Source organism: Caulobacter sp. SRI_008 (assembly GCF_057586355.1).
In genome coordinates, this window is record NZ_JBYCZS010000015.1 from 85,186 (window position 1) to 107,453 (window position 22,268).

General features: G+C 70.2%; 18 protein-coding genes. 14 read left to right on the forward strand and 4 right to left on the reverse strand.

All coding sequences use genetic code 11. The features are described from left to right. Nucleotides 1-218 precede the first annotated feature (218 nt). The 4 genes from AC2YHT_RS14845 to paoC all read left to right on the forward strand — a co-directional run bounded on the left by AC2YHT_RS14845 (nucleotide 219) and on the right by paoC (nucleotide 5,442). Entirely contained in the window at nucleotides 219-1,451 is a 1,233-nt protein-coding gene (locus tag AC2YHT_RS14845; RefSeq protein ID WP_487290560.1) for a LysR family transcriptional regulator, read from the forward strand. Between the two features lie 199 nt (nucleotides 1,452-1,650). Then, complete coding sequence (gene paoA, locus AC2YHT_RS14850; RefSeq protein WP_487290561.1) at nucleotides 1,651-2,295, forward strand: aldehyde dehydrogenase iron-sulfur subunit PaoA; 645 nt, start codon at nucleotides 1,651-1,653, stop codon at nucleotides 2,293-2,295. Beyond that, entirely contained in the window at nucleotides 2,292-3,242 is a 951-nt protein-coding gene (locus AC2YHT_RS14855; RefSeq protein ID WP_487290562.1) for an FAD binding domain-containing protein, read from the forward strand. Before paoA ends, AC2YHT_RS14855 begins: the two co-directional genes overlap by 4 nt. A gap of 4 nt (nucleotides 3,243-3,246) precedes the next feature. After that, nucleotides 3,247-5,442, forward strand: coding sequence for an aldehyde oxidoreductase molybdenum-binding subunit PaoC (paoC, locus tag AC2YHT_RS14860; RefSeq protein WP_487290563.1), 2,196 nt, complete (start codon nucleotides 3,247-3,249; stop codon nucleotides 5,440-5,442). A gap of 26 nt (nucleotides 5,443-5,468) precedes the next feature. Here the strand turns inward: paoC and AC2YHT_RS14865 are convergent, their stop codons facing one another. From AC2YHT_RS14865 to AC2YHT_RS14875, 3 genes are all read right to left on the reverse strand, one after another. Continuing rightward, the gene (locus tag AC2YHT_RS14865; protein ID WP_487290564.1) at nucleotides 5,469-7,079 is read right to left on the reverse strand and encodes a sensor histidine kinase; all 1,611 of its coding nucleotides are present in this window, start codon (nucleotides 7,077-7,079) and stop codon (nucleotides 5,469-5,471) included. Nucleotides 7,080-7,245: 166 nt separating this feature from the next. Further along, a complete protein-coding gene (locus tag AC2YHT_RS14870) occupies nucleotides 7,246-8,376 on the reverse strand; it encodes an alpha/beta hydrolase family protein (protein ID WP_487290565.1) in 1,131 nt (376 codons plus the stop codon). Nucleotides 8,377-8,490: 114 nt separating this feature from the next. Beyond that, the gene (locus AC2YHT_RS14875; protein ID WP_487290566.1) at nucleotides 8,491-9,384 is read right to left on the reverse strand and encodes a LysR family transcriptional regulator; all 894 of its coding nucleotides are present in this window, start codon (nucleotides 9,382-9,384) and stop codon (nucleotides 8,491-8,493) included. A gap of 235 nt (nucleotides 9,385-9,619) precedes the next feature. On the opposite strand from AC2YHT_RS14875, the gene AC2YHT_RS14880 reads away from it, so the two are divergent. The 7 genes from AC2YHT_RS14880 to AC2YHT_RS14910 all read left to right on the forward strand — a co-directional run bounded on the left by AC2YHT_RS14880 (nucleotide 9,620) and on the right by AC2YHT_RS14910 (nucleotide 18,760). Further along, the gene (locus tag AC2YHT_RS14880; RefSeq protein WP_487290567.1) at nucleotides 9,620-10,618 is read left to right on the forward strand and encodes an aldo/keto reductase; all 999 of its coding nucleotides are present in this window, start codon (nucleotides 9,620-9,622) and stop codon (nucleotides 10,616-10,618) included. Nucleotides 10,619-10,662: 44 nt separating this feature from the next. Then, entirely contained in the window at nucleotides 10,663-11,844 is a 1,182-nt protein-coding gene (locus AC2YHT_RS14885; RefSeq protein WP_487290568.1) for a (R)-mandelonitrile lyase, read from the forward strand. Nucleotides 11,845-12,001: 157 nt separating this feature from the next. Continuing rightward, complete coding sequence (locus AC2YHT_RS14890; protein ID WP_487290569.1) at nucleotides 12,002-13,024, forward strand: alpha/beta hydrolase; 1,023 nt, start codon at nucleotides 12,002-12,004, stop codon at nucleotides 13,022-13,024. Between the two features lie 64 nt (nucleotides 13,025-13,088). Next, a complete protein-coding gene (locus tag AC2YHT_RS14895) occupies nucleotides 13,089-13,643 on the forward strand; it encodes an RNA polymerase sigma factor (RefSeq protein ID WP_487290570.1) in 555 nt (184 codons plus the stop codon). Continuing rightward, entirely contained in the window at nucleotides 13,643-14,599 is a 957-nt protein-coding gene (locus AC2YHT_RS14900) for a FecR family protein (RefSeq protein WP_487290571.1), read from the forward strand. The genes AC2YHT_RS14895 and AC2YHT_RS14900 overlap by 1 nt, the downstream gene beginning before the upstream one ends. Nucleotides 14,600-14,709: 110 nt before the next feature. Beyond that, nucleotides 14,710-17,214: a TonB-dependent receptor gene (locus tag AC2YHT_RS14905; protein ID WP_487290572.1), complete on the forward strand. Its 2,505-nt coding sequence runs from the start codon at nucleotides 14,710-14,712 to the stop codon at nucleotides 17,212-17,214. A gap of 25 nt (nucleotides 17,215-17,239) precedes the next feature. Then, nucleotides 17,240-18,760, forward strand: coding sequence for an alkaline phosphatase D family protein (locus AC2YHT_RS14910; protein ID WP_487290573.1), 1,521 nt, complete (start codon nucleotides 17,240-17,242; stop codon nucleotides 18,758-18,760). Nucleotides 18,761-18,940: 180 nt separating this feature from the next. Here the strand turns inward: AC2YHT_RS14910 and AC2YHT_RS14915 are convergent, their stop codons facing one another. Beyond that, complete coding sequence (locus tag AC2YHT_RS14915; protein ID WP_487290574.1) at nucleotides 18,941-19,390, reverse strand: DUF2322 family protein; 450 nt, start codon at nucleotides 19,388-19,390, stop codon at nucleotides 18,941-18,943. 61 nt (nucleotides 19,391-19,451) lie between these two features. On the opposite strand from AC2YHT_RS14915, the gene AC2YHT_RS14920 reads away from it, so the two are divergent. From AC2YHT_RS14920 to AC2YHT_RS14930, 3 genes are read left to right on the forward strand one after another with little or no spacing between them, the layout of a single operon-like run. Beyond that, nucleotides 19,452-20,132, forward strand: a complete 681-nt coding sequence (locus AC2YHT_RS14920; RefSeq protein ID WP_110120700.1) for a response regulator transcription factor — start codon at nucleotides 19,452-19,454, stop codon at nucleotides 20,130-20,132. Then, complete coding sequence (locus tag AC2YHT_RS14925) at nucleotides 20,119-21,480, forward strand: sensor histidine kinase (RefSeq protein ID WP_487290575.1); 1,362 nt, start codon at nucleotides 20,119-20,121, stop codon at nucleotides 21,478-21,480. Before AC2YHT_RS14920 ends, AC2YHT_RS14925 begins: the two co-directional genes overlap by 14 nt. Next, nucleotides 21,481-22,134, forward strand: coding sequence for a winged helix-turn-helix transcriptional regulator (locus AC2YHT_RS14930; RefSeq protein ID WP_487290576.1), 654 nt, complete (start codon nucleotides 21,481-21,483; stop codon nucleotides 22,132-22,134). Nucleotides 22,135-22,268: the final 134 nt, after the last annotated feature.

A 22,268-nucleotide genomic window follows, 5' to 3' on the forward strand; every position in this document is an offset into this window, starting at 1 on the left:
TATTTGTTTTTGTCGTTATTATATAATTTTCACGCAGATTGCGGACATGGCGGATTGCTGTCGGGTCCGCGTGTCTCGCGACCCTGCCCGTGGCGCAGATAGAGGAAGGCGGCCCTTATCCGGGCCGGCGGTCGGCTTGCTGGAGGGCAAGCCTAGATGGTATTTAGATCGGCAATCCTGGCCCAAATCGCCGGTGGCCGCTGGATCGATGACGGACTATGACCCCGAGGGACGTGCATGATCGCTGCGCCTCGATCAGCTTCAGGCAGCTGAGGCTGTTCGCCGCCGTGGGACATCACGGCGGCATACAACGCGCCGCGCACGCCTTTGGCGTTTCCCAGCCCGCCGCGACCCAAGCCCTTTCGCAGCTTCAGGACAAGGTGGCGGCGACCCTGCTGGAACGCGGCCTGGGCGGCATGACCTTGACCCCGCTCGGCAGGCTGTTTCACGCCCGGGTCGATCGGATCTGCGCCCAACTGGACGAGGTGATCGCCGATCTTGATCCGGCCGACACCAAGGCCGTGGAGCATCGCCTGACCCCCGCCCAGGTGAGGACCCTGTCAGCCGTGCTCGAGACCGGATCTATCGAGCGGGCGGCGCTCGCCGGCGGCGTGACGCGGGAGGGGCTTCGTCGATCGGCCGGCGTCCTGGAAAAGCTGACCGGACCGCTTTTCGTCCGCACGTCGGACGGGACCCGCTTCACCCCGCGGGCCCAGGCGTTCGCCGAACGCCTTCGCGCCCTCCTGGACGATCTGGCGATCGGGGTCCGCGAACTGCACGCGCAGCAGACCAACGCCGAGAAATCCATCGTCGTCGGCGCCGCCCAGGCGTTCGGCAACCGCTTCCTGGCGCGCGTCCTGGCCGAACTGGCGACGCGGCACGCCGGCGCGCGCATTACGGTGCTTCGCGAGGGCCCTGTAGAATTGGTGGAAAGGCTGCGCGCGGGCGAGGTCGATCTCGTCGTCGGCGACATCGAGGCAATCGGACGCGACCAGATCAAGGAGCGGCTGGTCAGCACGCCCTATTTCGTGTTCGGACGGCCCGGACACCCCTTGAGCGGCTCGGAAACAGCCACGCTCGACCAGTTGATCGCCTATGACTGGGTCGGGGGAACGCCGGGGTCGGCGCGCGAGACCGCGCGCGAGACGCTGTTCGCCGGCATGTCCCCGCCTCAGGTCGCCTTCGCCGCCTCCGAGGGGGCCATCGTCGGCCACTTCGTCGCGGGCAGCGACCGGCTGGCGCTGATGACCGAGCACGAAAGCCGTTGCGGCGGCCTGGCGCTGGCGAAGATGCCGTTCTTTCCAGTCGAGGCAGGCCTCGGGATCGACGTCGTCAGCCGGGCGGATCGCGCCCCCACGCAACTGCATCTCGAACTGGTCGATCTGCTGCGGGCTCATTTGAATGTGGAGGCGCCCGAGTCGATCGGCGGCGCGTCGCGACGGGTCGCCTGATCCGAGATTTCGAAGCGTCGCTACCGAACTCGAGCTTCCGGCGCGTTAAATGCAGATTGATGAGCGCGGCTCAGCACCTCGTGGAGGAAAAGCCGCCAATCCGCTTGCCTCCCCTCGGCTAACCTCGATCGATCCGTGGCAACCGGCGGCCTTGCCGCCCGCTTAGTCGTTGTTGGCGCGCGGAGGAGCGGAGGATGGCATGGTCGCACAATCGGACACCGGCCTTTCGAGGCGCGGCCTGATGGCCGTCGGCGCGGCCTCGGCCGCCGTCGCCAGCGCTCCCGGCGCCACGGCCGCCCCGGCGCAGGACGCTCCGAGCCTGGCCACGGTCACGCTCGAGGTGAACGGCCGCAAGCAGAGCCTGAACCTCGACACCCGCACCACGCTTCTCGACGCCCTGCGCGAGCACCTGAAGCTGACCGGGACCAAGAAGGGCTGCGACCATGGCCAGTGCGGCGCCTGCACGGTCATCGTCGAGGGGCGGCGGATCAATGCCTGCCTGACCCTGGCGGTGATGCACGAGGGCGACGCGATCACCACGATCGAAGGCCTGGGAACACCCGACCGACTACATCCGCTGCAGGCGGCCTTCGTCAGGCACGACGGCTATCAGTGCGGCTACTGCACGCCGGGTCAGATCTGTTCGGCCAAGGCGATGCTGGACGAGATCAAGGCCGGCGTTCCCAGCCACGTGACCGCCGACCTGTCCGACAAGCCCAAGCTGACCGAGGCCGAACTACGCGAGCGGATGAGCGGCAACATCTGTCGCTGCGGGGCCTATTCCAACATCGTCGAGGCGATCGCCGAAGTCGCCGGAGACCTGGTCAAGGGAGAGCCGGCATGAGGGCCTTCACCTATGAGCGCGCCCGCACGCCGGCGGCGGCCGCGGCGGCGGCGGCCGGCGATCCCGGCGCGCGGTTCATCGCCGGCGGCACCAACCTGCTCGACCTGATGAAGCTGGAGATCGAGACGCCGCGCCGCCTGATCGACCTGGGCGACCTCAAGCTGGACGAGATCAAGGCCACGCGGGACGGCGGCCTGCGCATCGGCGCCCTGGCGCGCAACACCGACCTCGCCGCCGACAAACGGGTGCGCAAGGACTATCCGGTGCTGTCGCGCGCGCTGCTGGCCGGTGCCTCGGGACAGCTGCGCAACAAGGCGACCACCGCCGGCAACCTGCTGCAGCGCACACGCTGTCCCTATTTCTACGACACCAATATGCCGTGCAACAAACGCAGCCCCGGCGCGGGCTGCTCGGCGATCGGCGGGGTCACCCGCTCGCACGCGGTGCTGGGGAGCAGCCAGGCCTGCATCGCCACCCATCCCAGCGACATGGCGGTGGCCATGCGGCTGCTCGACGCTGTGGTCGAGACCGTCCGGCCTGACGGCGCGACCCGCACGATCCCGATCGCCGAGTTTCATCGCCTGCCCGGAGAGACGCCGCACATCGAGACGACCCTGGCGTCCGGCGAACTGATCACCGCCGTCACCCTGCCCAAGCCGGTCGGCGGCAGGCAGGCCTATCACAAGGTGCGCGACCGGGCGTCCTACGCCTTCGCACTGGTGTCGGTGGCGACGATCATTCACGAAGACGGCTCCGGCCGCGTCGCGCTCGGCGGCGTGGCGCACAAGCCCTGGCGCGTCGAGGAAGCCGAAGTCGCCATGCCGCGCGGCGCCAAGGCGGCGGCCGAGGCCCTGCTCTCGGGCGCCCGCACCACCGCGCAGAACGCCTTCAAGCTGACCCTGGCCGAGCGCGCCCTGGGCGCGACGATGGCCCAGGCCCGGGAATGATCCGATGAAGTTTCTCACCCCCGCCACGACCAATCCGATCGATCAGCTGAAGATCGTCGGCAAGCCGGTCGACCGCATCGACGGCCCGCTGAAGACCACGGGAACCGCGCCCTACGCCTATGAGCGCCACGACGCGCTCGAAGGCGTCGCCTACGGCTACGTCGTGGGTTCGGCCATCGCCAAGGGCCGGATCAAGGCCATGGACCTTGGCCGCGCCAAGGCCGCGCCCGGCGTGCTGGCCGTCGTCACCGCCCAGACCGCCGGCAAGCTGGGCAAGGGCGACAACAACACCGCCAGGCTGTTGGGCGGCCCTGAGATCGAGCACTACCACCAAGCCGTCGCGGTCGTGGTCGCCGAGACCTTCGAGCAGGCCCGCTCCGCCGCCGCCCTGATCAAGATCGACTACGAGCGCGCGAAGGGAACGTTCGACCTGGCCTTAGCCAAGGACGGCGCGCCGCCAGCCAAGGACAATCCCGACACCGCCGTCGGCGACTTCGACACGGCCTTCGCCGCCGCCCCGGTCAAGCTGGACGAGGCCTACACCACGCCCGACCAGGCCCACGCGATGATGGAGCCGCATGCGAGCATCGCGGCCTGGAAGGGCGACAAGCTGACCCTCTGGACGTCCAACCAGATGATCGCCTGGAGCCGGGGCGACGTGGCCAAGACGCTTGGGATTCCGAAGGACGACGTCCGGCTGGTGTCGCCCTATATCGGCGGTGGCTTCGGCGGAAAGCTGTTCGTCCGCGCCGACGCGATCCTGGCGGCGCTGGGCGCCAAGGCGACGGGGCGGCCGGTCAAGATCGCCCTGCCCCGGCCGCTGATGTTCAACAACACTACCCACCGCCCGGCCACCATCCAGCGCATCCGCATCGGCGCGGCCCAGGACGGCAGGATCACGGCCATCGGTCACGAGAGCTGGTCGGGCGACCTGCCCGGCGGCGGGCCCGAGACCGCCACCCAGCAGACCCGGCTGCTCTACGCCGGGGCCAACCGCATGACCAAGATGAAGCTGGCCGTGCTGGACCTGCCCGAGGGCAACGCCATGCGCGCGCCCGGTGAGGCGCCCGGCCTGATGGCGCTGGAAGTGGCGATCGACGAACTGGCCGAAAAGCTGGGCATGGACCCGGTCGAGCTGCGTGTTCTCAACGACACCCAGGTCGATCCGGAAAAGCCCGGACGCCCTTTCTCGCAGCGGCGACTGGTCGAATGCCTGCGCACCGGCGCCGACCGGTTCGGCTGGAACAGGCGCCAGGCGCGCCCGGGCCAGGTTCGCGACGGCCGCTGGCTGGTCGGCATGGGCGTGGCGGCGGCGTTCCGCAACAACATGGTCATGAAATCAGCGGCGCGGGTGCGGCTGGAGACCTCCGGCCAGATCACGGTCGAGACCGACATGACCGACATCGGCACCGGCAGCTACACGATCATCGCCCAGACCGCGGCCGAGATGATGGGCGTGCCGTTGCACCGCGTGACGGTGAAGCTGGGCGATTCCACCTTTCCGGTCTCGGCCGGGTCCGGCGGCCAGTGGGGCGGCAACAGCTCCACGGCGGGGGTCTACGCGGCCTGCATGAAGCTGCGCGAGGCGGTTGCGGCCAAGCTGGGCCTTGATCCGGCGACCGCCGAGTTCTCGGACGGCCAGGTGAAGGCGGGCGGCCGCAGTGCGCCGCTGGCCCAGGCCGTGGCCGAAGCGCCGCTGGTCGTCGAGGACGCCATGGAATACGGCGACCTGACCAAGACCCACCAGCAATCGACCTTCGGCGGCCATTTCGTCGAGGTCGGCGTCGATGCCGCCACGGCGGAAATCCGCATCCGCCGCATGCTGGCCGTCTGCGCGGCCGGCCGGATCCTGAACCCCAAATCCGCCCGCAGCCAGGTGATCGGCGCCATGACCATGGGCGCGGGCGCGGCGCTGATGGAGGAGCTGGCGGTCGACAAGCGTCTGGGCTTCTTCGTCAACCACGACCTGGCGGGCTACGAGGTCCCGGTCCATGCGGACATTCCGCACCAGGAGGTGATCTTCCTCGACGAAACAGACCCGATGTCGTCGCCGATGAAGGCCAAGGGCGTCGGAGAACTGGGCATCTGCGGCGTGGCCGCCGCCGTGGCCAACGCCGTCTACAACGCCACGGGCGTGCGGGTGCGGGACTATCCGGTGACGCTCGACAAGTTGCTGGACGGCATGCCGACGCTCGCCTGAAATCGGGGCGGCTGACGACCGGACCGCTAATCCAGAACCGCGTCGAGCGGCGCCGACGGCGCGAGGTCGGGCAGCGGCGCCTCCAGGACGCAGACCAGCCCGCTTTCCTCGTAGGCCATGCGCACCGTCCCTCCGAGGTCCTGCTGGCCGCTCACCTGGATGAGACGCGAGCCGAAGCCCAGGGCCTTGGGCTGCGTGACCGCCGGACCGCCCTCCTCCCGCCACTCGAGGGTCAGGCGCCCGGATCCGCCCTGCGACAGCCGTGCGCGCCAGGTCACGTGCACGCAGCCCGTGGGGACCGACAGGGCGCCGTACTTGGCCGCATTGGTCGCCAGTTCATGGAAGATCAGCCCCAGCGCCAGGGCCTGGCGCGATCCGAACTCCAGACGCTCGCCGCTGAGCACGTATTGGCCCTCGGGATAGGGCGCCAGTTCCTGGGCCAGGAGATCGCCGATCGCCACCGCCTCCCAGCTCGATTGCGTCAGGATGTTGTGCGTCCCCGAAAGCGCCATCAGGCGATCCTCGAAGGCGGCGCGAAACTCGGCCACCGAGCCCGAGCGCCGGGCGGTATGGGCCGCGATCGACTGGATGGTGGCCAGGGTGTTCTTGACCCGGTGGTTCAGCTCGTTGGTCAGCAGGCGCAGACGCCGCTCGCTGGCGGTGACCGCCGCGAAGGCCATGTGGCGGTCAGTGACGTCGAGCACCACGCCCATCATCCGCCGAGGCCGCCCCCGGGCGTCGCGCAGCACCTTGCCGCGGACATTGACCCAGCGGTCCTGCTCGACCAGGCGATACTCGATGTCGTAGTCGCCGCCGGTGCGCAGCACGCTCTCGAAGGCCTTCTCGCGCCGCGCGCGGTCTTCTTCCGACAAGGCGCCGAGCCATCGCTCCAAGGTCAGTTCGTCGTCGGGCTTCAGCCCGAACAGGGCCTTGCCGTGCCCGGAGACGCGCAACACTCCGGTCGTCAGGTCGAACTCCCAATAGCCGACGCCGCCGGCGCCGAGGGCCTGAAGGATGTTGCCCCGCTGATCATAGAGCGAGGCCATCAGCGCCAGGAACAGGACCAGCAGCGTGCCGGCCGCCACGCCCACCCCGACCAGGAAAGGCTGCACGCCGGGCGGCGGCGCATGCCGGGCCTCTCCCACGACCGCCAGCTCCAGGGCGGCCATGGCGGTGTAGTGCATGCCGACAACGGCCGCGCCCAGCAGCACCGCGGCCAGGAGCCTGGCCGCCGCGCCATGGGCGCCGCGCGCGACGACCAGCGCGGCGGTCGAAGCGACGACGGCGATGACCAGCGAGACGGCGACGAGGTCCGGCCGATAGCCCAGCGACACCGCCGAATGCAGCGCCGCCATGCCGACATAGTGCATCAGGCAGATCCCGCCCCCCATGGCCGCGCCGGCGGCGAGCAGGCTCGGCCGCCCCGCCCGCTCGCGCGTCGCGCTGAGAAAGGCGGCCCAGGTCGAACCGACCGCCAGGGCCAGGGAAGCGAGCGTCAGGCCGGGGTCATAGGCGACCGGGGCGCCGGGATCGAAGCTCAGCATGGCGATGAAGTGCATCGACCAGATGCTCAGGCCCATCGCGATGGCGGCGGTGCTGGTCCAGACGAGCCGCGCGCGGCCAAGATGGCCGGACACACGCCGGGCCAGGTCGAGCGCGGTCCAGGAGCCGAAGACCGCGACGCCGAACGAAAGCGCGACGAAGGTCCAGACATGATGGTGATGGTGCAGGATGAGCCGCCTCGCTGATACGGCTTAGTCTTGCCCCCTGGCGCGATCCGCGTCCAGCCGGTCGGGAACCGGCCTATGGATTGCGTACGGCCCGCTTGTCGATCCACGCCAGGATGAGGTCGGCGATCTGGAGGTTGTTCCGGTCCTGCATCAACATGTGGCTGTTGCCGCGGACGCCCTGCTCGGCCGTCGCGATGACGTCCACCCGTCCGCCGGCCCCCTCGATGCGCCTGGCGTAGGCGCGGCACCCCTCCAGCCGGTCCTGCCAGGTGATGCCGCCCAGGCCGGTCTGGACCGACAGGTTGTCGCCGAACACGACCAGGGTCGGGATCCTGGCCAGCCTGGCGATCTGCTCGTCGGTGTAGCTGGCCCGGCAAGCGCCGGGTTCGACGGCGACGATGCCCGCGACGCCTCGCGGGTTCACCAGCGCCGCATCCATCGGAAAGGGTCCGGACTGGGAGTGGCTGATCAGGACCGCGCCATCCAGGTCGATCGCCAGATCGGACAGGGCCTTGAACGTGGGATTGGGCGAGGGAAGCTGCGAGGTCAGGTCGGGGATGGCCTGCTTGGAAAGCTCGCCGACGGCCTCGACGGGGAACTGGGCGCCCGGAAACGCTTCACCGAACTTCGGCCCGAAGCGGAAGTTGGTCCAGACGCCGACCCGGTCGCCGAAGCGGAACGCCCCCTGCCCGATCGCGGCCGGCGCGCCCGGCGTGGTCGGCGCCACCGCTCCCGACGGCGCGCTGCTTGCGCCCGACAGCCTGTTGTTGATCGCCGCCTGATTGAACCCGGACCGCGCCCGGCCGACCTGGTCGACGACATAGGTCGGATGGGCCTTGCGAACGAAATACTCGTACCAGCCCATGCGGCCGTCGGGCGTGGTGTCGTAGCTTTTTCCGCTGAGGCCCGCGCCATGGATCATCACCACCGGGACCTTGGTCCTGCCGGTCGGGACCATGTACTCGACGTACATCTGGTCGACAGTGACGCTGTCGTCGGGACCCAGCAGGATCTCCCCGGCCTTCTGCTCGACCGATCGTCCGCCCACGAAGAAGCTGCCCCTGACCTTCAGCACCAGCGGTTTGCCCGGCGTCTGGATGGACTTCAGGGTCTGCGCCGCCGCGGTCCCCGCGAAGGGAAGGCCGAGGACCGCGCAGAGCGCCAGGGCGCCGGCGCGGGATGAGAAGCTGTTCGTCCGGCCCATGATGGGTCTCCCTTCGGTGTCGAAGAAAGACTATCGCGCCCCGGAAAGCGCGATTAGCGGGCGGAAAGGACTTGCTCTCGTTAGCTCTTCTAACAAATCGACCGATGGCCCCTGTCAGCGGTCCTTGAACCGGAGCGCATCGGTGAGCATCGCGAACGCCGGCGAGGCGTGGCGCCGGCTCGGGTAGTAGAGGTGATAGCCGGAAAACGGCGGACACCAGTCCTCCAGAACCCGGACCAGTTCGCCTGAAGCGATGCAGGGCGCGGCGACGTCCTCGGGCATGTAGGCCAGGCCCAGGCCCTGCAGCGCGGAATCCAGGCGCTGGCGGATGGTGTTGAAGATCAACTGGCCGTCGACCCGCACCTTCACCTCGCGGCCGTCCTTCTCGAACTCCCAGGGAAAGAGGCCGCCATAGGTGGGCAGGCGCATGTTGATGCAGTTGTGATCGGTGAGGTCCTGGGGGCTTTCCGGCTTCCGGCGGCTTGAGAAATAGGCCGGTGAGCCGACCACGGCCATGCGCATATCGGGGCCGATGCGCAGGGCGATCATGTCCTTGGCCACCTGTTCGCCCAGGCGCACGCCCGCGTCGAACCCCTCCGACACGATGTCGACCATGCCGTAATCGACGACGATCTCGACGCGGATGTCGGGATAGTCCGGCAACAGCCTGGCCAGGCCCGGCTGCAGGACAGACCGGGCGGCATGCTCGCCGGCCGTGATGCGGATCGTGCCGGCCGGGCGCTCGCGCATCTCGGCCAGGGCGACCAGCGCCTGTTCGATTTCCTCGAAGCGCGGCGCGATGGTCTGAAGCAGGCGATCCCCCGCCTCGGTCGGCGCGACGCTGCGGGTCGTGCGCGTCAGAAGGCGAACGCCCAGCCGGCCTTCCAGGCCCTTGATCGTCTGGCTGAGCGCCGAGGGCGAGACGCCCAGCTTGGCGCCGGCGCGCGTGAAGCTGCGCTCCCTGGCCACCGCGGCGAAGACGGCAAGTTCGTCGAAGCCCTGGCCCATTTGTTAGCCCCACTAAAAGCTACATGGCGATTATGGGGCCTAATCGCCGGAACGGGCCAGGCCTATCTTGCCGGTCATGCGAAGGCGCTGAGGGCTCCGCGTTCGCGAACGTCAGGAGCACCGAATGCAAGACCAGGACCCGGGCATGTCGCGCCGCACCGCCTTTGGAGCGTCCGCCGCCATCGTCCTGGCCGCCGGCGCCAGCGCCTGATCCCTCAATCCCCGGAGAACCAACATGCAAAAGCGCAAACTCGGTCAGGCCGGCCTGGAAGTCTCCGCCCTCGGCTACGGCTGCATGGGGCTGACCGCCGCCTATGGTCCGGCGACGCCTCACGACGAGGCCGTGGCGGTCATCCGCGCGGCCTTCGACGGCGGCGTCACCCTGTTCGACACGGCCGAGGCCTACGGCCCGTTCGCCAACGAGACCCTGCTGGGCGAGGCCGTCGCGCCGTTCCGCGATCAGGTGGTCGTCGCCACCAAGTTCGGCTTCGACATCGATCTCGCGACCGGCGCGCGCACCGGCGGCCTCAACAGCCGGCCCGACCACATCAAGGCCGTCGCCGAGGCGCAGCTCAAGCGCCTTCGCACCGACCGGATCGACCTGCTCTACCAGCACCGGGTCGATCCGGCCGTGCCGATGGAGGACGTGGCCGGGGCAGTGAAGGACCTGATCGCAGCCGGCAAGGTGGGACACTTCGGGCTTTCGGAGCCCAGCGTCGAGTCGCTGCGCCGCGCCCACGCCGTGCAGCCGGTCGCCGCCCTGCAGAACGAGTATTCGCTGTGGACCCGCGACGTGGAGCACAACGGGATCCTGGCGGCCTGCGAGGAACTGGGCATCGGCTTCGTGCCGTTCAGCCCGCTGGGGGCCGGCTTCCTGACCGGCAAGATCGACGAGACCACCAAGCTCGACCCGACCGACTTCCGCTCGATCTCGCCGCGCTTCGCCGCCGCAGCCCGCGCCGCCAACATGGCGCTGGTCGATCTGCTCAAGGCGATCGCCGAAACCAAGTCGGCCACGCCGGCCCAGATCGCCCTGGCCTGGCTGCTGGCCCAGAAGCCCTGGATCGCGCCGATCCCGGGCACCACCAAGCGCCATCGCCTCGACGAGAACCTGGGCGCGGCCGGCGTCGAACTGACGGCCGAGGACCTGGCGGCGATCGAAGAGGCCGCCGCGAAGATCCCGATCCAGGGCGCGCGCCTGCCCGAAGCGGTCCTGGCCCAGACCGGCCGCTAGACCGCCACGCGCTGACAGCTCTCCCCTCTCCAAAGGAGTTTCCCATGAAGCCTGTTGTCGCCGCCATGGCGGCCTTGACGCTGGCGACCCCGGTCGAGGCCCAGGAGCGCAAGTCCGTCGCGCCAAAGGCCATGCAGGCCGTCGCGCCCGGCCTCGCCGGCTATACCGACGATGTGCTATTCGGCGACGTCTGGGTGAGCCCCGCGCTCAGCCCGCGCGATCGCAGCCTGGTGACCGTGTCGGTGCTGATCGCGACCGGCAAGACCGCCCAGCTCACCGGTCATCTGGGCCGCGCGCTGGATAACGGCGTCAAACCCGACGAGATCGCCGGGGTCGTCACCCATCTGGCCTTCTACACCGGCTGGCCCAATGCGGTGTCGTCGCTGGAGGTGGTCGAAAAGGTGTTCACCGACCGAGGCGTCGACATGGCGTCCTTGCGCGCGTCGGCGGGTGCGAGCCTGCCCGCTCCCGCTTCGGACGCCGCGCGCGCCCGGACGGTGGCGGCGACGATCGGGCCGGTCGCGCCCAAGCTGGCGACCCTGACCAACGACGTCCTGTTCGGCGACCTGTGGCGGCGGTCCGACCTCGCCCCACGCGACCGCAGCCTGGCGACGATCGCGGCGCTGGCGGCCAACGGCGATGAGGCCGGGCTGGCGTTCCACATCGGCCTGGGGCTCGAAAACGGCCTGACGCGGGCGCAGGTCGGAGAAGCGTTGACCCATCTGGCCTTCTACGCCGGCTGGCCCAAGGCGACCGCCGCGGTCGCCTTGGCCGACAAGGTGTTCAAGGGCCTGGACGCGAACGCGGCACCGGCCGCCGAAGGCCTGGTGATCATCCCGCCAGGCGCTCAGCCGGTCCAGGGGCCGGCCGCCACCTTCACCGGAGCGGTCACAGTCGCCTCGCCGTTCAAGGGCGGCGGAGAGGCGCGGCTCGGCGGCGCCACCGTCACCTTCCAGCCGGGCGCGCGCTCCAACTGGCACAGCCACCCGCTCGGCCAGCTTCTGATCGTCACCGAAGGGGAAGGCCTGGTCCAGGCCGAGGGCGAGCCGGTTCGGCGGATCAAGCCCGGCGACGTCGTCTGGACGCCGCCGGGCGTCAGGCACTGGCACGGCGCGACCCCTGCCAGCGCCATGACCCACGTGGCGGTGGCCGAGGCCTTGGACGGCAAGAGCGTGACTTGGCTGGGTCCCGTGACGGACGCCGAATACCGCGCGCCGGCCCGATAGGGGCCGGCCTCAATTCCCATCAACAGACGGCGGGGTTTCGATGGAGCCCACGCCCGTGGAGTTTCCGATGGCCAACGGCCCGATCGGCAAAAGCAGGCGCGATATCCTCGCGGGATCCGCGCTCGTCCTTTCCAGTTCACTTCTCGGAGTTACGACGATGAGCACGACTCCCGCCGCCGCGTCGGACCAGACGGCCAATCCCTTCACCCTGGTCTATGGCGGCGCGATCACCAGGAACGAGGCCGGTCAGGTCAATATCCATCCGGTCACCTACAAGCTCGGCGGCCTCGATATCGTGGCCAATGTCTACACGCCAGCCGGCTACGATCCTGGACGGACCTATCCGGCTATCGTCGTGGCGCACCCCAACGGCGGCGTGAAGGAACAGGTCGCGGGGCTCTACGCCCAGCGCCTGGCTGAACACGGCTACATCACCATCACCGCCGACGCGGCCTATCAGGGCGGCAGCGGCGGCCTGCCGCGCAGCGTGGACAAGCCGATGTTCAGGATCGAGGACATCCACGGCATGGCCGACTTCATCAGCCGTTATCCCGGCGTGGACGCCGCGCGCCTGGGCCTGTTCGGCATCTGCGGCGGCGGCGGCTATTCCCTCGCCGCGGCCAAGACCGACAAGCGCTTCAAGTCGATCGCCACGCTCAGCATGTTCAATTCCGGGCGGGTGCGGCGCAACGGCTATCAGGACTCGCAGCTGGCGACGATCCAGGACCGGCTCGAGCAAGCCTCGCGCGCCCGCGCCCAGGAAGCGGCCGGCGGCGAGATCCTCTATTCCGGGGACGCCAACCTGACCGACGCGCAGATCGCCGCATTGCCTTTCGATCTCTATCGGCAGGGCTATGCATACTACTGGAAGACCCACGCCCATCCGGGCTCGACCTTCAAGTACACGACCAGCAGCTTGCTGGACCTGATGCGCTGGGACGCCACCGACCAGATCGACCTGATCGACGTTCCGCTGCTCATGTTGGCCGGCAGCAAGGCCGACAGCCTCTACATGACCAAAGACGCCTTCCCCAAGGCGACCGGCGCGACCGACAAGACCCTGTTCCTGATCGACGGCGCCACGCACATCGAGACCTATTGGGTTCCGAAGTACGTCGATGCGGCGATGGGTCAGCTGACGCCGTTCTTCGCGAGGACATTGGCGACGGGTCCCGCCTGACCAGGCCAGCCTCCAAGGCGTCGTGTGTCACACGACTGTCGCCGCCCGCTGGCATGGGCCGCCCATGCCCTTGCCCCTTTATGACGGCTGCGCGGTTCGAGAATCTGGCGACATCGACGGCGCCGAGCGCTTCGAGGCCCTGACCCGCCGCCTGCGCGCGCCGCTGCTCAGCTACTTCACCCGCCGCACCGGCTCGCGGCTCGACGCCGAGGAACTGGTGCAGGACCTGTTCCTGCGGCTGCTGCGTCGCCGGGGGCTGATGGCGCTGGAGAACGTCGACGGCTACGTCTTCGAGGCGGCCGCCAACCTGCTGCGCGACAAGGCGCGTCGCGACCGGGCGCGGATCGAGGGCGGCCCCGTGGACCTTCAGACGCTAGATCCGGCCGACGACCTGCCGGGCGCCGAGCAGGTGGTCGGCGGACGCCAGAACCTGGCGCGGCTGCGCACGGCGCTCAAGTCGCTGCCGCCGCGCGCCCGGACGATCGTGATCCTGCGCCGGTTCGAGGACATGACCCACGCCGAGATCGCCGCCCGCCTGCGGATCTCGGTCAGCGCCGTCGAAAAGCACCTGGCCCGGGCCATGATCGTGCTGCGCGACGCCTTGCGGGAGGGGGTCTGATGGCCGGCTCCCCCAAGTCAACCGATGCCTCGGCCCGCTGGTTCGCCAAGGTCGAGGGCGGCCGTCTGTCGCTGGACGAGCAGCGGGACTTCGCCGACTGGCTGGGCGAGGCCGACAACGCCCGGGCCTTCGACGAACTGGAACAGAGCTGGGAAGCACTGGGCGAGGCCGGCGGCGACCGCGAGCTGCTGCGCATGCGCTCGGCCGCCCTGCGCAAGGCGTCGGGACCCAGCCGGCGGGCGATCCTCGGCATGGCCGGCGGCGCGACCGCCGCGGCGGTCGCCGGCGGGATCGGCCTGATGATGGCCGGCGCGGCCCAGGCCACCATCCGCACCGGTCCCGGTGAGCGGCTGACGACATCCCTGCCCGACGGCTCGCGCGTCACCCTGGCCCCGCTGTCGAAGCTGCGGGTCGGCTACGGCGGCTCCAAGCGCGCCGCGCGGCTGGACGAGGGCCAGGCCTATTTCGAGATCCGCCAGGGCAAGCCGTTCAGGCTGATCGCCGGCGACCGGGTCGCCGAATGCGCGGGCGGCCGCTTCCAGGTCTCGCTCGACGGCGCGCGGGCGCAGATCCTGCTGGAGGACGGCGCCCTTCAGGTCGCCGCCGACGCGGGCGGCGCCCGACCGCTGGCGATCCGCGCCGGCCAGATGGTCTCGGGTCCGGCGGAGGCTCCGGCCGTCACCACGACGTCGGACGCCGAGGGGCTGACGGCCTGGCGGACGGGGCGGCTGGTGTTCGACGACGAGGCGCTCGCCGACGTCGTGGCCGCCTTCAACCGCTATTCCCGCGACCAGCTGGTGCTGGCCCAGCCGGAACTGGGGTCGATCCGGATCTCCGGCTCGTTCCGCTACGACGGCGCGCGCGAATTCGCCCAGGCCATGCAGGCGGCTTTCGGCCTCGACGTGCGCCAGGTCGGGGCCTCGACCTGGTCGATCACGGCCGCCTCCACGACCTAGAGACCGCCGTTCGTTGCGTGAAATTTTCACGACGGGATGAGGGTTCGGCCATGGCGGCGGTTCCTGGAGTCGATCGGTCAGGGGGCCGGCGGCTGTTTAGGACCATATCCATGACGAGCTTCAATTCACGCGCGCTTCGACGCAACCTGCTGGCCTGCGGCGCGGTCGTCGCCCTCGGCCTGGCGTCGGGCCTGGCCTCCCCGGCCCTGGCCCAGGCGAGCGGCCCTGCGGCGCTGAGCCTGCAAAGCCAGCCGCTGGAGCTGGCCCTGCCGGCCCTGGCCCGCCAGGCCGACATCCAGCTGCTCTATGCGCCCGCTTTGGTGCGCGGAAAGCGCGGCGCGGCGGTGGCCGGCGCCCGCACCCCGGCCGAGGCCCTGGAACGCCTGCTGGCCGGCACCGGCCTGAAGGCCGTCGCCACCGGCGAGCGCACCTTCACCATCACCGCCGCCGCCGAAGAGCGCGCCGAGGTCAGCCAGCTGGAAGAGGTGGTCGTCACCGCCCAGAAGCGCTCGGCCGCCATCCAGGACGTGCCGATGGCCGTCGCCGTGGTCGAAGGCGCCGACGCTTCCCGTCGCGGGATCACCAGCGTCACCGACCTCGTCGACGAGGTCGCCGGCCTGTCGGTGAACTACGCTTTCGGCGGCACCAACTACGGCCTGATCAGCATCCGCGGCATCGGCGGGGCCGACGACTACAAGCCCAACGGCAATCCGTCCGTCGCGCTGCATGTCGACGGCGTCTATCAGACCTCCAACGCCTATCTCGGCATGCCGCTGTTCGATCTGGACCGCGTCGAAGTGCTGAAAGGCCCGCAAGGCACGCTCTACGGCCGCAACACCACGGCCGGCGTGATCAACGCCATCACCCGCGGTCCCGGCAAGGAGTTCGAGGGCTCGGCCCGCGTCGAATACGGCAGCTACGACTACACCGAGTTCGAGGCCTCGGCCGGCGGTCCGGTCAGCGACAACCTCGGCGTCCGCATCGCGGTGCTGGCGCAGAACGGCGGCGGGTTCATGACCGGCGCGGGGGCCGGCACGCTGGCCGGCTACCAGCCGTCGGTGCGCGGCGTAGTCCAGACGCAGGTTCCGCCCCTGACCGATCCCGGCCGCCGCGAAGGCTTCGGCGACAAGGACCTGTTCGCCGCCCGCGCCACCATCGACCTGGCCCTGGCTCCCGAGACCGACCTGACCATCAAGCTGTTCGGCAGCCGCGACCGCGGCGACACCCGCCAGTACGACCGCATCGCCCGTAGCCAGGACGCCACCATCGCCAACGCCGGCGAGAACGCAGATCCCTACGAGTTCTACTCGACCGGCTATCCGACCCAGAGCATCGACATCTACGGCGGCTCGGCCACCCTGGCCCATCGCGTGAAGGAGAACCTCAACTTCACCGCCGTCGGCGGCTGGCAGGGCTCGACGCGGTCGATCCAGGGCAACGGCGACGGCTCGCCCTACCCGGCCTCGTACTTCGACGCCGATGAGAAGCTGAGCCAGGCCTCGCTGGAACTGCGCCTTGCCGACGACACCGGCGGCAAGGTCGACTGGATCGCCGGCGCCTTCTACGTCACCGACGAGGTCAAGTTCGACACCAACTGGATCAGCTACACAGCCCTGACCGTCTACGACAACCTGCACAAGCAGCAACGGTCCAGCCTGGCCCTGTTCGGCCAGGTCGACTATCGGCCGATCGAGCGCCTGCAGATCTCAGCGGGCCTGCGCTACACGCGCGACGACGCCGACTACAAAGGCAGGAACGTCGACCGCAATCCGTGGGGCATCAGCACCTTCACGACCACCTTCGCGACCACGGCCAACTTCTCGTGGGACGAGACCTTCAATGACGACAACGTCTCGGGCCGCCTGACCGCCAAGTACGACGTCACCGACGACCTCAACGTCTTCGTCTCGGCCGGCACCGGCTATCGCGGCGGCGGCTTCGACGGCACCTCGATCTTCACCGTTGCCGAGACCAAGCCCTTCGCGTCCGAGACCGTGAAAGCCTACGAGGCCGGCCTGCGCTGGACCACCGGCCGCGTGCGCCTGTCGCTCGACGCCTTCCGCTATCGGTTCAGCGAGTTGCAGGCCACGACCCGCCTGGCCAACGACACCAACGGCCGGGCCAATGTCGGCAAGGCCAGCAGCGAGGGCTTCGAGGTCGGCCTGAACGTGCAGGTGCTGCGCAGCGAGCGCCAGAGCCTGCAGCTGGACGCCAACGCCACCTGGCTGGACACCGAGGTGCTGTCGTTCAGCTCTAACCGCGTGGCCGACGTGCTGGCGACGGTCGGCGACCCGCTGCCGGGCGCGCCGGACGTCTCGGCCACCCTGGCGCTGAACCACGTGCTGTTCCTGGACGGCGGCTGGAACCTGCGCAGCCGCGTTGGCGTCACCCATCACGGCGAGGAGAGCAATCGCCTCAACGCCCTGCCGGGCAACACCGCCCAGCCCTACACCCTGGTCAATCTGCGGATGGAGCTAGCGACCCCGTCGAACTGGACGCTCTATGCCTACGGCAAGAACATCACCGACGAGGTCTATTTCCCCGAGCTGAACGGCGCGGCCCGTCTCGTGGGGGCGCCGGCCACCTGGGGCGTCGGCGCGCGGTTCGACTTCTGATGTCGTAAGCTGAAGGAGGCCCGCCATGTCCCATCTCACCCGCCGCGGCCTGGTCGCCGCCTCGGCCGCCCTGGCCCTGGCGCGCGCCGACGCCGTGCTGGGCCTGGAGATGGACTGCAGGGCGGGCCTCGATCCCTTCGCGCTCGGCGTCGCCAGCGGCGACCCGAGCCTCGACGGCTTCGTGCTGTGGACCCGACTCAGCGCCCATGGCGCGCCGCTGGACGCGCCCTCCGTGCCGGTGACCTACGAGGTCGCCGAGGACGAGGCCTTTGCACGCATCATCCGCAAGGGCCGGCGGGCCGCGTCGCCGCCCCTGGCCCACGCCGTGCACGTGGAGATCACCGGCCTGCGTCCCGGCCGGCCCTATTGGTACAGGTTCCACGCCCTGGGCGCGGTCAGCCCGGTCGGCCGCACCGCCACGGCCCCGCGCCAGGCGAGCCGAGCCAGGATCGCGGCGACCTCCTGCCAGCACTTCGAGCTCGGCTGGTTCACCGCCTATCGCGACCTGGTCGCCGCCGAACCGGACCTGGTGGTCCAGCTGGGCGACTACATCTACGAGAACAGCTACGCCCAGTTTCCCAAGGTCCGCGCCTTCGACTGCCCCGAGCCCACGGACCTGGAGGGCTATCGCCGCCGACACGCGCTCTACAAGTCGGATGCCGACCTGCGCGAAGCCCATCGCCTGCTGCCCTGGGCGGTGACCTGGGACGACCACGAGGTCGAGAACGACTATGCCGACCTGGCCAATCTGAAGGCGCTGGAAGAACCGGTCTTCGCCCGCCGCCGCCAGGCCGCCTACCAGGCCTATTTCGAGCACATGCCGGTGCGGCCCAGCCTGTGGGCGCGGCCGGACGCGCCCAGGCTCTATCGCCGCCTGGCCTGGGGCGATCTGGTCGGCCTGCCGATCCTCGACGGTCGCCAGTATCGCTCGCCCCAGGCCTGCAACGCCCCGCGCCAGGCCGGCAACCGTCCGCGCCGCGACTGCGCGGAACTCGACGCCTCCGACCGCACCATGCTCGGCGCGGCCCAGGAAGCCTGGCTGGCCGACGGCCTGAAGCGCGAGACCGCCCGTTGGACCCTGCTGGCCCAGCAGACCCCGATCGCGCCGATCGACACCCCCGAGGGCGTGATGTCCGACCAGTGGGACGGCTACCCTGCCGCCCGGCGCCGGCTGATCGAGGCCCTGACCCAGCCGGCCGTCCGCAACCCCGTGACCCTGGGCGGCGACATCCACGCCTTCCTGGTCGCCAACCTGCATGCGACGCCCGAACGGCCAGAAACGCCCGTGGTCGCCACCGAACTGGTGACCACCTGCCTGGCCGCCAGCCACGCGCCGCGCGCCCGCTACGGCGAGGCCCGAGCCCGCAATCCGCACCTGCGCTTCGCCGACATCAAGCGGTCCGGCTACCTGCTGCTCGACGCCCGGCCCGACCGTCTGGAGATCGATCTGCGCGCGGTCTCCGATCAGGCCGATCCGAACGCGACGACCGCCAGCCTTGCCCGCTTCGTCGTCGAGGACCGGCGGCCCGGCGCACAATCGGCTTGAGGCGTCGCTCATCACGGGAGCAGGCTGCTGCGCCTCCAGCGCAGTTCGCCGCCTGCCGCGAACTGCTGGCGACGATGTTCGAGCTGGAAGCGCCCTCGCCCAAGGCCCGCCCCGGCTACGTCATGGACTTCGCGCTCTACGACTACGGTCCGATAAAGCTGGACATGTCCCTGGCCCCGGTCAGCCGCCGACGGCGACGACTTCGATGCTCAGCGGGGCGCCGCCGGCGGCGATCGCGAGCAGGCGATCGACGTTCGGATGCGCGCCCGGACGCTCGCGCGCGTCCGCCGTGTGCTCGGCGAACACGGCCAGGCCGTGCTCGGCCGCTTCCGCGTTCAGGGCGCCGAAGCGCTGCTTCAGATCCTGGTAGACGGCGAGCGAGCCTTGCTTGCCCGGCTGGTTCTCGATGCTGGCGACCACCGCTCCATCGGCGGCGACCAGATCGATGCGCTCGACGCCGTCGATGGCCGGCAACTGCTGGAGATTGTCCTTGAAGGTCGCGCCCGGTTGAATCATCGCCTGGTTTTCTCGAATTCCTGAGGTCATCGCGCGGCCCTCTAGCACCCCGCGCGGACGTCCGCCATGCGGCGTGTCGTAGATCGCCGCCTCGCCGTCGAAGACCGACCGCACGGCGAGGGCCGGCTCTCGGCGCGCTTGAGGGGCGCGGCGGGAGGGAGTAGTGCGGGACCAGATGCCCAAGATCCTCGCCATCGAAGACGATCCGAGCACCGGCCAGGAGATCGTCGCCGAGCTGGAGCAGCACGGCTTCGAGGTGGAGCTGGTCGCCGACGGCCGCCAGGGCCTGATCCGGGCGGCCAGCGGCGACTTCGACGCCGTCACCCTGGACCGCATGCTGCCCGGCCTGGACGGCCTGGCCATCGTCACCGTGATGCGCGGCGCCGGGGTCGAGACGCCGGTGCTGATGATCAGCGCGCTCAGCGACGTCGACGAGCGGGTCAAGGGCCTGCGGGCCGGCGGCGACGACTACATGACCAAGCCCTTCGCCTCCGAGGAGCTGGCCGCGCGGCTGGAGGTGCTGCTGCGCCGTCGGGCCAGCGCCCCGCGCCAGACCACCCTGACCGTGGCCGACCTAGTGATCGATCTGCTGGCCCGCACCGTCCATCGCGGCGGCGTCGAGATCCGGCTGATGCCCACCGAGTACAAGCTGCTGGAGTTCATGGCCCGCAACTCCGGCCAGGTGCTGACCCGGACGATGATCTTCGAGGCGGTGTGGGGCTATCACTTCGACCCCGGCACCAACCTCATCGACGTGCACCTGGGACGCCTGCGCAGGAAGGTCGACCGGCCGGGCGCGCCGCAGCTGCTGCATACCGTCCGCGGCTCGGGATACGCGCTGCATGCGCCCGCGTGAGCTCTGGCGGGCCAGCCCGTTCCGCCTGACCCTGCTGAACGGCGCGGTGTTCGCCGTGGCCCTGGTCGCCCTGCTGGGCATGATCTACTGGCGCACCGCCGGCTACATCACCCGCCAGCTCGACGCGATCATCGTCAGCGAGAGCACCATGCTGGCCAACGGCCCGGCCGACACCCTGCCCGAGCGGGTGCGGGCCGCCGTGGCCGCCGACGGCCGGGCGATCGCCTATTACGGCCTGTTCTCGGCCGACGGGGTCTGGATCACCGGCAACGTCCGCCGCCTGCCCGCCAACGCCGAGGCCGACAACCGGCCGCGCACCCTAAACGAGCCCGGCCTGCAGCCCGGCGCGCGCGGGCTGGTGCGCCGCCTGCCGTGGGGCGAGCAGCTGTTCATCGTCCACGACGCCAAGGTGCTGACGGGCCTGCGCGACATCATCGTCAACGCCCTGATGGTCAGCGGCGCCTTGATCCTGCTGCTGGGTCTGGGCGCGGCGGCCCTGCTCAGCCTTCCCGCCCTGCGCCGCGTCGAACAGCTGCGGGTCGCCAGCCGCGCGGCGCTGGCCGGCCGGCTGGGCGTGCGCCTGCCGGTGTCGCATCGCCGCGACGAGATCGACATGCTGGCCAGCCTCGCCAACGGCATGATGGACGAGACCGAGCGCCTGCTGTGGGAGGTCAAGAGCGTCGGCGACAACGTCGCCCACGACCTGCGCACGCCGCTGAACCGGCTGCGCGCGGCGCTCTACCGCGCCACCCAGGACGCGAGCCCCGACGAGGCCGGCCGGCGCGAGATGATCGAGCGGGCGCTGGAGGAAACCGACGAGTTGCTGGTGCGCTTCCGCGCCCTGACCCGGATCGGCGAGATCGAGCGCCGCGACCGCCAGGCCTGTTTCGAGGCTGTGCGGCTGCAGGACGTGCTGGAGCAGGTGTTCGAGCTGCACGACCCGGCCGCCGAGGAGCTGGGCGTCGCCATCGAAACGCGTTTTGCGCCCGAGGCCCCGGCGGTGTTCGCCGATCCGGCCCTGCTGTTCGAGGCGGTCAGCAACCTGGTCGACAACGCCCTGAAGTTCACCCCGCGCGGCGGGCGCGTGACGCTGCGCCTGCTGGCCCTCGACGAAGGCCCGCGCATCGAGGTGGTCGACAACGGCCCCGGTGTGCCGGAAGGCGAGCGCGAGGCGGTGCTGAACCGCTTCTACCGCTCGCAGCGGACGCTGGAGCAGCCGGGCTCGGGCCTGGGCCTCAGCATCGTGGCGGCCATCGCGCGCATGCATCACTTCACCCTGTCGCTGGACGACGCACAGCCCGGCCTGCGGATCGCCATCGACTGCTGGCCGCGCGGTCTCGAGGCCTAGATGCGGCTGCTGCACGCCAGCCATCGCCCCCGCGACCTCTACCTGGCCCGGGCGTTGATCCAGGCCGGCCACGTGGTCGAGAGCCTGGACAGCCTGGACGACGCGGCCAGCGCCAGCGCCGGCGAGGACTATGACGCCGTGCTGCTGGAGGTGGCCGCCCTGGCCGACGCTCCCCTGGCCGCCCTGGCGCGCCGGGGCGAACGCGCCCTGCTGGTGCTGATTGCCGACCAGGCCTCGCCCGCCGCCCGGACCGCCGCCCTGCGCGCCGGAGCCGACGCCTGCCTGACCCGGCCCGTGCACGTGGTCGAGCTGGAGGCCCGCCTGACCGCCCTCGCCCGCCTGGCGCCGACGCCAAGTTCGGCGGTCGCGACGGGCCTGCGGTTCGACGCCGCCGGCCGCAAGGTGACGCTGGGCGAGGCCGGCCTCGTCCTGCCCAGCCGCGAATACGCCCTGCTGGCCTACATGGCCGACCACGCCGGCCAGGTGCTGAGCGCCGAGCAGATCCTCAAGCACGTCTGGGGCGAAAGCGACGATCCGCGCCCCGAACGAGTGCGCACGGCGGTGGCGCGCCTGCGCCTGAAGTTGGAGATCGCGTTCGGACGCCCCCTGCTGGCCACGCTGCGCGGCCACGGCTACCGGCTGGACCTCGAATAGCGCAACTGCGGGGGCCGGCGCGGTCCAGCCCATTTTTCGTCCCGCGCCCCCAACATGACAGGATTTTCATCTGCCCGAGACGGCAGGTTTAGGCGGGCGGGCGCATCACCCGGCGGCGCAGCTTGAGTACGCGC